This is a genomic window from Desulfovibrio sp., assembly GCF_035644575.1.
GTDB lineage: Bacteria > Desulfobacterota > Desulfovibrionia > Desulfovibrionales > Desulfovibrionaceae > Desulfovibrio.
In genome coordinates this window covers 17,501-28,473 of the sequence record NZ_DASQOG010000246.1, presented here as the reverse complement: position 1 = coordinate 28,473, position 10,973 = coordinate 17,501, and the positions used below count along the sequence as shown (strand labels likewise).

The following is a 10,973-nucleotide window of genomic DNA, read 5'->3' as shown; positions in this document are numbered from 1 at the left end:
GCACAAACATCTTGACAATTTTTTTTCACCAAGATAATGAAACTCATTCAAAGCGGCTGGCGTTCGCGCCACTGCTACATCCTGATGCGGAACGCAGTTCCTGCGGGGTGGCCTGAATGGGCCCCCTTTTTTTTGTCCTTGTGACAGGGCAAACCCGCCAGGCAAGCGCATTTTCAGCGCAAAGGAATGCTCTAAGAAACGAATGACCGACGACGTACTCAAAGAAACCATCACCAGTTTGGCCGAGCCCCTCGCAACATCGCTGGGCCTGGTTATCTGGGGAGTGGAAATCGTCCGCGCCGGGCGCACAGTGGTTCGGCTCTTTGTAGACGTGCCGTTTCCTGCGGAATCCGGCACCCAGCCCGCCCCCGCCGACACCGACGACATTGATGCGCCAGCCCTGGTCGCGCTTTCTGCCACCCTTGAGCAGTGCGAGCATATCTCGCGCCACATCGGCCTCGCCCTTGAGGTGGAAGATACCATTCCCGAGGCGTACGTGTTGGAGGTTTCCACCCCCGGGCTGACGCGACTTTTTTTCAGTCTTGACCAGATGAGCCATTATATTGGCGATGTGGTGGAAGCCCGTCTGCTCAGGGCCGTTGCCATCAACGAAGGTTCGCCCGAAGGGCCCAACCCCTCGCACGGCGGCCCCCGCCGCCTGTGGCGCGGCACCCTGCTTTCCGTTGAAGAAAATGCGTTCACCCTGGCGCCAGCCACCATCTCGCCCGAGGGCGAGGTGACACCCGAAAACCTGCCGCCGGTCAGCATCCCCTGGGATGCCGTGCGCAGGGCAAGCCGCATGTATATTTTCAGGCAGCCGCAAAAGCCTGGCAAGGGCCGCGCCAAAGCGCCCGCCGCCAAGGCCGCGACCAAGCCCAGCAAGGAAAAGAAAACAAAATCCAGTGGTTCTGAAGAGAACCAGTAAAACCTGACGCAACTGCACACTCGTTTGGCATGGCCAAAATCACTGGCCGCCGTGAACAGTGCAGGAACCAGAGATATTTTCGCCGCAGCGCCAGCAGCCGGAGGCACCCATGAATCTTGAACTTAAAAAGGCCATTGACCAGATCAGCAAGGACAAAGGCCTTGACCGCAACATGCTCATCGACACGCTTGAAGACGCGGTGCGCACTTCGGTGCTGCGCCGCTTCAGCGAAGATATGGACGTGGAAGTGACCTACAATGACGAAACAGGCGACATTGAGGTCTACCAGTTCAAAATCGTCATGGACGACGACGACTTTGCCAATCCTGACACGCAGATCGAATACTCCGAAGCGATCAAGCATGATCCGTCAGTGCAGGTGGACGATGAAATGGGCTTCCGCGTCAAGGTCGAAGACCTTGGCCGCATTGCCGCCCAGTCTGCCAAGCAGGTTATCATCCAGCGCATGCGTGATGCGGAGCAGGAAATCATCTACACCGAATACAAGGATCGCGTGGGCGAAATTGTATCCGGCATCGTGCAGCGACGCGACAAAGGCGGCTGGGTTGTGAACCTGGGCCGTACCGAAGCCATACTGCCCCGTGAGGAACAGATTCCCCGCGAACATTACAAACGCGGCGACCGTGTGCAGGCCCTCATCATTGAGGTGCGCCAGGAAGGACGCGGCCCGCAGGTTGTTGTTTCCCGTTCGCACCGCGATTACATGGCCGCCCTGTTCCGCCGCGAAGTGCCCGAAGTTGACGATGGCGTGGTGCAGATCATGGGCGTTGCCCGCGATCCCGGCTCCCGCGCCAAGGTTGCCGTGCTTTCGCGTGAGCGTGATGTGGATCCCGTGGGCGCATGCGTTGGCGTGCGCGGTTCGCGCATCCAGAACATCGTGCAGGAACTGCACGGCGAACGTATCGATATCGTTGTCTGGAGCGCAGACATCGCCACCTATGCCCGCAACGCTCTGGCCCCGGCCCTGGTTTCGCGCATTGTGGTGGACGAAGAAGAAAATCTTCTGGAAGTCATCGTGCCTGACGATCAGCTCACCAACGCCATCGGACGCAAGGGGCAAAACGTCAAACTTGCCGCGCGCCTGCTGGGCTGGAAGGTCGATATCTTTACCGAAACCCGCTACAACGAGGCCAATGCCATTGGGCACGGCCTTGAGCAGGTTGCCAGCGTGGCGGAAGTTTCCATTGAAGCGCTTCTGGCCGCGGGCTACAGCTCGCTGGACAACCTGCGCGAGGCTACGGACCAGGAACTGGCTGACAAACTCACTATCAGCGCGGCCCGCATTGCCGACCTGCGCTCAGCCATCAACTTCCTGGCCCCGATTGTGGAGAGCACTCCCGAATCCTCGGCAGTGGAGCTGAAAATGCCCGCAGCCACGGAAAGCGGAGATGCAAAAGAATAACGCTGCGCCCGTTGAAGTCGGGGAGCAGGCCTGTGACGGGCCGGAGCGCATGTGCGTCATCTGCCGCCGCCGCTTTCCCAAGGCCGATCTCGACCGCCACGTACTGGCGGAGCAGGGAATTTTGACTTTAGACGCAGAAAAAACCAGACCGGGCAGAGGCTGGTATGTATGTTCCGATCCTGTCTGCGCGGCCAAGTTCGCGAAATTCAGACCCGGAACACGGCGCAAGGGGGGAAAACATGTCCGATGATAAAATAAAAATTAAGGATCTTGGCGGGGATATCTCGCAGGATCCCAAGGATATACTGCGTGTCGCGCGTGAGCTCGGCCTGCCGGTAAAATCCGCTACTGGTTCCGTCACCTCAGAGGAGGCCACTCGCTTGCGCGATTACTTTGCCGAACAGAAACAGGTTGATGCGGAGCGTGCCGGTACACAGCGCGACGTCATCGTGCGCCGCCGCCGCAAGGACTCCCCGCAGGAAGCCGAAACCGCAGCGCAGGAAGGCCCCGTTGCCGCTCCGGTTGAAACCGAAGCGCCCAAGGAAACTGCCCCTGTGGTAGAAGCCGTGGCTGAAGCGGCCCCATCTGCTCCCGCTGCCGAGCCCGTTGCGCCCAAGGCTGCCAAGCCCGCGCAGGAACCGGCCCCAGCTGCCGAACACAAGGCCCGCATCGTCAAGCCTGCCAAGGTCATTTCGCCCGCTCGCGTTATCAGCCGCCCCAGCGACCAGAAAGAACCCGAGGTTGTGGAAGCCCCGGCTCCCGCCGCTGTGGAGTCTGCCCCTGCGCCGGAAGCTGCGCCTGCCGCCCCTGTGGTGGAAGCCGTTGCTGCAAAGGCTCCGGCTGAAAAGCCCCACGCCGACAAGACTGAAGCGCAGGACAAGGCCGCCAAGGCCCGCGTGGCGCGCCCCGATGCCTCGGCCATGCCCGAAGGCTCGTCTGCGCCTACCCTGCCCCAGCGCTCTGCTGAAGCCCGCGCCGGTGAAGACGGCGAGGAAGGTGCCGCGCCCCGGCGCGCACCCCGTGCGGAAGCCCCGGCAACGCCGCAGGTTCGCATTATTTCCCGTCCTGTTCCCGGCGCCACGCCCTCGCAGGATGCCCGCCCCGCCCGCACTGGCGACAGCCGCCCCGGCGGCTATCCGCCCAGAGACGGCGCTGGCAGGCCTCCCCGTCCCGGCGGTCCCCGTCCTGGCGGCCCCGGTGGCCCCGGCGGCGCGCCGCGTACTGCTGGCGGCCCCCGTCCCGGTGGTCCCGCAGGTGGCTTTGGGCAGCAGGCAGCGCCTGCCTCCCCTTCCGACACCCGCGATGGACAGAGCAAGAAAAAGCGCCTCAAGGGTCGCCGCACTGTTGATTTTCAGCAGGGTGATTTTGGCCGCCGCAGCGATGACGACGACAGCGGTCGCCTGAACAGAGGCAAGGGCCGCCGCAAGTCGGGCCGCTCTTCTGTGGTGCCGCAGTCCACCCAGCCGCTCAAGGCCGCCAAGCGCAAGATTCGTATTACCGAAGCCATCCGCGTTGCCGACATGGCCCACCAGATGGGTCTCAAGGCCAACGAGATCATCAAGGTACTCTTTGGTCTTGGCATCATGGCGACCATCAACCAGACGCTGGATATCGACACCGCCACTCTGGTGGCCGCCGAATTCGGCTACGAAGTTGAAAAAGTCGGCTTTTCTGAAGACGATTATCTGGTTCCCAAGGAAGTGGACGCGCCTGAAACTCTCAAGCCGCGCCCGCCTGTTGTCACCATCATGGGTCACGTTGACCACGGTAAAACCTCGCTGCTCGACGCCATACGCAAGTCCAACGTCACCAGCGGCGAAGCCGGCGGCATCACGCAGCACATCGGCGCATACCATGTGAAGACCAAGCGCGGCGAAATCGTGTTCCTCGACACGCCCGGCCACGAAGCCTTCACCGCCATGCGCGCCCGTGGCGCTCAGGTCACCGACCTTGTTATCCTTGTGGTCGCCGCCGACGACGGCGTCATGGAGCAGACCCGCGAAGCCATCAACCACTCCCGCGCCGCCAATGTGCCCATTATGGTGGCCGTGAACAAGATGGACAAGCCCGGCGCCGAGCCTGACCGCGTGTTGCGCGAACTGGCCGAGCTTGGCCTGCAGGCCGAAGAATGGGGCGGCGACACCATCGTTGCCAAGGTTTCGGCCAAGAGCCGCATGGGTCTGGACGAACTGCTCGAAATGGTGGCTCTCCAGTCTGAAATCATGGAGCTCAAGGCCAACCCCGACAAGCCCGCTCGCGGTCATATCGTGGAAGCCAAGCTCGACAAGGGCCGTGGCCCCATCGCCACCGTGCTCATTCAGGAAGGCACCCTGCGCCAGGGCGACAGCTTTGTGTGCGGCACCTTCTCGGGCCGTGTGCGCGCTCTCATGAGCGACCAGGGCAAGAAGGTCAAGGACGCCGGCCCCTCGCTGCCTGTGGAAGTGCAGGGCTTTGAAGGCGTACCAGAAGCCGGTGAGGAATTCTTTGTGGTGTCCGACGAAAAGGTCGCCCGCCGCATCGCCGATTCCCGCGCGGTCAAGCAGCGTGAACGTGATCTGGCCTCCGAATCGCGCGTCACTCTTGAAACCTTCCTGTCGCAGCGCAAGTCCGATCAGGAAACCCTGACCCTCAACCTTGTGGTCAAGGCGGACGTGCAGGGCAGCCTGGAAGCCATCACCGAAGCTCTGAACAAGCAGAGCACGGAAAAGGTGCGCATCAACGTGGTGCACGGCGGCACAGGCGCAATCACGGAATCCGACATTCTGCTGGCTTCTGCCTCGCAGGCCATCATTATCGGCTTCAACGTGCGTCCCACTTCCAAGATCAAGGATGTGGCCGACCACGAAAACGTGGATATCCGCTTCTACGAGATCATTTACAAGCTCGTGGACGATATCAAGAGCGCCATGGCTGGCATGCTTGCCCCGGTGCAGCGTGAAGTGTACCTCGGCCAGGCCGAAGTGCGCGACACATTCAGCGTGCCCAAGGTCGGCCTTATCGCCGGTTCCTACGTGGCTGACGGCAAGATCGCCCGTAATGCCGGTGTACGCCTGCTGCGCGACGGCGTGGTGGTCTACACGGGCAAGATCTCTTCCCTCAAGCGCTTCAAGGACGACTCCAAGGAAGTGGTTAAGGGCAACGAGTGCGGCGTGGGCCTTGAAAACTTCAACGACGTGAAGATCGGCGACATCATCGAAGCCTTTGAAACCGTCGAAGAAGCCGCCACTCTTTAAACAATGATTAGTGGGAAGGGAGGCCGCGAACAGGCCTCCCTTCTTTTTTGCATACATGCCTTTGACAGCCAGCCTTTCAGGCCATATCTGTATTCTTCGGCTGTGCCGGAAGGCGCCCTTTGGGCCAAAGCACGCCGCCGACCCCTTGCCGCCACAAGGCGGCAAGCCTGCAAAATGCCTCTCGACCGGCAGGAATCCAGCATATGGCCATGTTTATGGCGGTTCTTACCGTAGAATTCAGCCTGGAAGGCAACGATAATCTCAAGGCCAAGCGCCGCGTTGCCAACAGCCTGAAACAGAAGACCAGAAACAAATTTAATGTAGCCATAGCTGAAGCGGGAACAGAAGACAGTCTCTCCCGTCTGCGGCTTGCAGTGGTATCCATTTCCAACAGCGAGAGCCATCTGCGCAGCCGCATGGACAAATGCGCGCTCATGATGGAAGCGGTCTGCCCCGAGGAAATGACGGATAGCCAGGTGGAGATATATGCAGCGGACTGAACTCATTCCCCCGCAATTCCGCGACGGCGCGGAACGCATGGCTGAAGCTTTTCGCCATGTGGATCAGGTTATTGTGGCCGCCCATGTGAACCCTGACGGAGATGCCGCAGGCGCTGTGGCGGCTGCGGGACATATCCTGCGGTCCATGGGCAAGGAATTCATGCTCTACGCCCAGCCGGGCCTGCCGGGATATCTGGACTTTTTTTCCACGCCGGGCTTCGTGCACACAACGCTGGAACATCCGCCCTTCAAGCCGCGCTGCGCGGTGCTGCTTGACTGCGGCGAACCAGAGCGCCTTGGCCGCGAGCTGGCGGGCCGCCTGCCTGATCTGCAAACACTGAATATTGACCACCATCTCGGCGGCAACGGCATGGGCAGCGTGGCAAACTGGGTTGAACCCCAGGCGGCAGCCACTGCCCAGCTCATGGCCTATGTGGCCCTGGCCGCAGGCCTGCCCCTCACGGGCGAGCTGGCAAACGGCCTGGCCCTTGGCATCATTACCGACACTGGCGGCTTCTGCCACGGCAATACCAGCGCCGAGGTGCTCTACCTCACGGCCCATCTGGTTGAGCACGGCTGTAATATTGCCCAGTTGCGCGAACATCTTGAAAACAGCTGGAGCCGTGGCCGCCTGACCCTCTGGGGCCAGCTTTTGCAGCGTGCGCAACTTGAGCGCAACGGCAGCGTCTGTTTTTGCCCCGTGTATCTTGAAGATCTGCGCAAATGCGGGGCGCTGAAGGAAGACCTCGAAGGTTTTGTGGAACAACTGCGCCGGTTGCGCGGCGTTCAGGTGGCCGCGGTGCTGCGGGAGGATTCCCCGGCCTGCTGCAAGTTCAGCCTGCGCTCCTACGGCGCGGTAGACGTGCGCGCGGCGGCGGCCAGACTTGGCGGCGGCGGTCACCGCAATGCTGCGGGCGGCACCGTGCGGGCAGATATGGATACGTCTAGCGCCCAGTTGCTGGCTGCCATAGCTGAAGAACTGGATGCCGAAGACCGGGGTTCGTCCGGCGAGTAACGGTTTTCTGCTTTTTTCTCGGTTTTGGCTCCCCCAGTGGCCTTTACCGCCGATATTTTTTTGACTTATGCCCGCTCTGCGGCTATGGTTGCAACTTGCGTATGAGTATGACCAAAGCGGCTGCTGCCGCACCCAGCACCCCAGACCGACAGCCGGAAAAAAGCTCCGGGGCGGCCCAGTTGCCCCAGCAGCACGGCATTCTGGTGTTGCGCAAGCCCTCCGGCCCCACCTCGGCCCGTTGTCTCACGGCTATCAAACGCCTTGGGCAAAAAAAGATCGGGCATGCGGGCACTCTTGATCCTTTGGCATCAGGGGTTCTGCTTGTTTTGCTGGGGCAGGCCACCAAACTTTCAGGTCATCTGCTGGCTGGCGGCGGCAAGGTTTACAGCGGCACGTTGCGGCTGGGCCAGACCACCGACACATGGGATATTGAAGGCAAGGTTGTGGCCGAAGCGCCGTGGGAGCATGTGAGCGAAGCTGACGTGCGCCGCGAGGTAGCCGCATGGCTTGAGCTTGCCGAGCAGTCCGTGCCGTCCTATTCAGCGGCCAAGCACGAAGGCCAGCCGCTCTACAAACTGGCGCGCAAGGGCGTAGAAGCCCCTGCCAAGGTCAAACGCATAAAAATTTCACAAGCGGAAACACTCGAGGTGAGTCTTCCGTTTGTGAGCTTTCGGGTCGCTTGCAGTTCTGGCACCTATATACGCTCCCTGGCCCACAGCTTGGGGACGCGCTTAGGGTGTGGAGCCGTGCTCACAGAACTGACCCGGGAGTATAGTCACCCCTTCGGCCTCGATGTGGCCCGCGATCCTGCGGACTTCACGGCTGATCCCGCCCTGTTGCCTGGTTGCGTGCGTCCCATCGCGGAAGCACTGCCCCACTGGCGCAAGGTGGAGCTCACGCCGGATGAAGCCGCTCGTGTGCGCAACGGCATAGCCGTGCCTTGCCGCCCGGAAGCACCCGCTCAAGCGGATGCCCCCGAGCAGGGCGCGACAGATGCCGAGCCTGCGGAGGGCTTTGCGCTGCTGCTTGAACAGGGCACTGCCCTGGCTCTGGCGCAGCTCGAAACCACGCCTGCTGGCCCATGTTGGACCGTGTTGCGGGGACTTTGGAACTAACCCCGACTATCAAGGAGTACTGCTGTGGTAATGGATGCCAGCGACAAGAAAACGGTTATTGATGCCCACGCCAAACACGAAGGCGACACCGGTTCCCCGGAAGTTCAGGTGGCTCTGCTCACCGCCCGTATTGAAGACCTCACCGGTCACTTCAAAGAACACAAGAAGGACTTCCACTCCCGCACCGGTCTGCTCAAGCTGGTTGGCCGTCGTCGCAACATTCTGAACTATCTGAAGAAGAAAGACGTTCAGCGTTACCGCGCTCTTATCGAAAAGCTCGGTCTGCGCAAGTAAGACTTCTGTCGCGCAAGGGGGAGCCAGCGCTCCCCCTTGTTGCTTGAATCAACCCCATCGAGGGTACAAAACGCGAAGAAGGGGGGTCCGGGAAAATCAGGCAGAGGCCAAAGGCCGAGGATCTGCCCGCTTTTGCCGGAATCCCCTTCGCACTACGCAAAGGAATTTTTATGTATCAAGATATTTTTGAACCCATCAGGGTTACAGCCATGGTCGGCGGCAAGGAAGTTATCCTTGAAACAGGCCGTATGGCCAATCAGGCCCACGGTTCTGTGTGGATTCAGTGCGGCGGCACCGTGGTGCTCGTCACCGTGTGCTCGCAGACGCTTGAATTCGACAAGGGCTTCTTCCCCCTTACCGTTGAATACTCCGAAAAAATGTACGCCGCTGGCCGCATCCCCGGCAGCTTCTTCCGCCGCGAAATCGGCCGTCCCTCCGAGCGCGAAACCCTGGTTTCCCGCCTGATCGACCGCCCGCTGCGCCCGCTCTTCCCCAAGAAGGGCCTGAACGAAGACGTGCAGGTTCTTGCCAGCGTCATCTCTGCCGATCAGGTGAACGACTCCGACGTGCTGGCGCTTACGGGCGCTTCCGCCGCTGTCATGCTTTCGCCCCTGCCCTTTGACGGCCCGGTGGCTGGTGGCCGCATTGGCCGCATCAATGGACAGTTTGTGCTGAACCCCACCTTTGAGCAGCAGGAACAGAGCGACCTCAACATCGTGTTTGCCGCCTCTGCCGATGCGCTCACCATGGTGGAAGGCGAAGCCCGCTTTGTGCCCGAAGAAGTCATCATCGACGCTCTTGAATGGGGCCGCCAGCAGATTCAGCCTCTGGTTGAAGCCCAGCTCAAGCTGCGCGAACTGGCCGGCAAGCCCAAAATGACCTTTACCCCCCACGCCGACGACCCGGTTCTGGTTGCCCGCGTGAAGGAACTGGCCCTTGACGCCGGCCTGGAAGAAGCCCTGCGCGTGCCTGAAAAGATGGCCCGCAAGGACGCCCGCAAGGCCGTGAAAGAAAAGGTCATGGAAAACCTCAAGAGCGATCCGGCCTGGGCCGAAAACGACGCCGCGCTCAAGAGCGTGGGCGACATGCTTTCCGACCTGGAAAAGAAGCTGGTGCGCGCCCGTATTGTCAACGAAGGCACCCGCATTGACGGCCGCGACACCAAGACCGTGCGCCCCATCCAGATCCAGACCGGCCTGCTGCCCCGCGCCCACGGCTCCGCCCTGTTCCGCCGCGGCGAAACCAAGTCCATGGTTGTGACCACCCTTGGTTCCTCCACCGATGAACAGCGCATGGATTCGCTCACCGGCGACGTGACCAAGCGCTTTATGCTGCACTACAACTTCCCGCCCTTCTCTGTGGGCGAGGTCAAGCCCGTGCGCGTTTCGCGCCGCGAAATCGGCCACGGCGCCCTGGCTGAAAAGTCCCTGCGCCCCGTGCTGCCCGCTGACGCTGATTTTCCCTTTACCCTGCGCGTTGTGTCCGAAACTCTCGAATCCAACGGCTCCTCCTCCATGGCTGCCGTGTGCGGCGGCTCGCTTTCCCTCATGGATGCGGGCGTGCCCATCAGCGCCCCTGTGGCCGGTGTGGCCATGGGCCTCATCAAGGAAGGCGACAAGTTCATCGTGCTCACCGATATTCTTGGTGACGAAGACGCCCTCGGCGACATGGACTTCAAGATCGCGGGTACCGCTGAAGGCGTGACCGGCGTGCAGATGGACATCAAGATCACCGGCCTCACCACCGAGATCATGCGCGCCGCCATGAAGCAGGCCCACGAAGGCCGCCACCACATTCTGGAAGAAATGGCCAAGGCCATTGCCGAGCCGCGCAAGGAACTTTCGCGCTTTGCACCCCAGCATGCCGAAGTGTTCGTGAACCCGGACATCATCCGCCTCATCATTGGCCCCGGCGGCAAGAACATCAAGGCCATCACCGCGGCTACCGGCGCATCTGTGGACATTGAAGACACGGGCCGCGTGTCCATCTTCGCCCCCACGGCTGAAGCCCTGGAAAAAGCCCGCGAAATGGTTTCGTACTATGACCAGCGCCCCGACCTCGGCAAGAACTATCTTGCCAAGGTGCGCAAAATCATGGAAATCGGCGCCATCGTGGAAGTGCTGCCCAATGTGGAAGCCCTTGTGCACGTGTCGCAGCTTGACGTTAACCGCGTGGAACAGCCCGGCGATGTGGCTCGCCTTGGCGAAGACATGCTGGTCAAGGTCATTGAAATCAACGGCGACCGCATCCGCGCCAGCCGCAAGGCCGTGCTGCTTGAAGAGCAGGGCCACCCCTGGAATCCCGAAGAAACCGCCCGTCCTCCCCGTTCCGACAGGGGCGACCGTGGCGACAGAAATGGCCGTGGTGACCGTGGCGGGCGTGACCGCCGCGACCGTGGCGACAGACGTTAAATTGTATTGCGCGCTGGCCGGATACCCTCCGGCCAGCGCCCTGACCGCGCGATGAAA

At 61.3% G+C, this 10,973-nt stretch carries 9 protein-coding genes; all 9 read left to right on the top strand.

Features of this window, described 5'->3' with window-relative positions:
* Positions 1–202 precede the first annotated feature (202 nt).
* Positions 203–925 carry a ribosome maturation factor RimP gene (gene rimP, locus VEZ52_RS13820; RefSeq protein ID WP_324837327.1) on the top strand — a complete coding sequence of 241 codons (723 nt, stop codon included), beginning with the start codon at positions 203–205 and terminating at the stop codon, positions 923–925.
* Between the two features lie 109 nt (positions 926–1,034).
* Positions 1,035–2,348, top strand: coding sequence for a transcription termination factor NusA (gene nusA / locus VEZ52_RS13815; RefSeq protein ID WP_324837326.1), 1,314 nt, complete (start codon positions 1,035–1,037; stop codon positions 2,346–2,348).
* Positions 2,335–2,598, top strand: coding sequence for a YlxR family protein (locus VEZ52_RS13810; RefSeq protein ID WP_022659908.1), 264 nt, complete (start codon positions 2,335–2,337; stop codon positions 2,596–2,598). The genes nusA and VEZ52_RS13810 overlap by 14 nt, the downstream gene beginning before the upstream one ends.
* Positions 2,588–5,581 (top strand): translation initiation factor IF-2, encoded by a 2,994-nt coding sequence (gene infB / locus VEZ52_RS13805; protein ID WP_324837325.1) that lies wholly within the window; start codon positions 2,588–2,590, stop codon positions 5,579–5,581. Before VEZ52_RS13810 ends, infB begins: the two co-directional genes overlap by 11 nt.
* 209 nt (positions 5,582–5,790) lie before the next feature.
* Positions 5,791–6,081, top strand: a complete 291-nt coding sequence (locus VEZ52_RS13800; protein ID WP_027181023.1) for a DUF503 domain-containing protein — start codon at positions 5,791–5,793, stop codon at positions 6,079–6,081.
* Positions 6,068–7,096, top strand: a complete 1,029-nt coding sequence (locus tag VEZ52_RS13795; RefSeq protein WP_324837324.1) for a DHH family phosphoesterase — start codon at positions 6,068–6,070, stop codon at positions 7,094–7,096. The genes VEZ52_RS13800 and VEZ52_RS13795 overlap by 14 nt, the downstream gene beginning before the upstream one ends.
* A 101-nt stretch (positions 7,097–7,197) precedes the next feature.
* Positions 7,198–8,211 carry a tRNA pseudouridine(55) synthase TruB gene (truB, locus tag VEZ52_RS13790; RefSeq protein ID WP_414649525.1) on the top strand — a complete coding sequence of 338 codons (1,014 nt, stop codon included), beginning with the start codon at positions 7,198–7,200 and terminating at the stop codon, positions 8,209–8,211.
* A gap of 24 nt (positions 8,212–8,235) precedes the next feature.
* A complete protein-coding gene (gene rpsO, locus VEZ52_RS13785) occupies positions 8,236–8,505 on the top strand; it encodes a 30S ribosomal protein S15 (protein WP_022659913.1) in 270 nt (89 codons plus the stop codon).
* A gap of 170 nt (positions 8,506–8,675) precedes the next feature.
* Positions 8,676–10,916, top strand: coding sequence for a polyribonucleotide nucleotidyltransferase (gene pnp / locus VEZ52_RS13780; protein ID WP_324837323.1), 2,241 nt, complete (start codon positions 8,676–8,678; stop codon positions 10,914–10,916).
* The last annotated feature ends 57 nt before the right edge of the window (positions 10,917–10,973 follow it).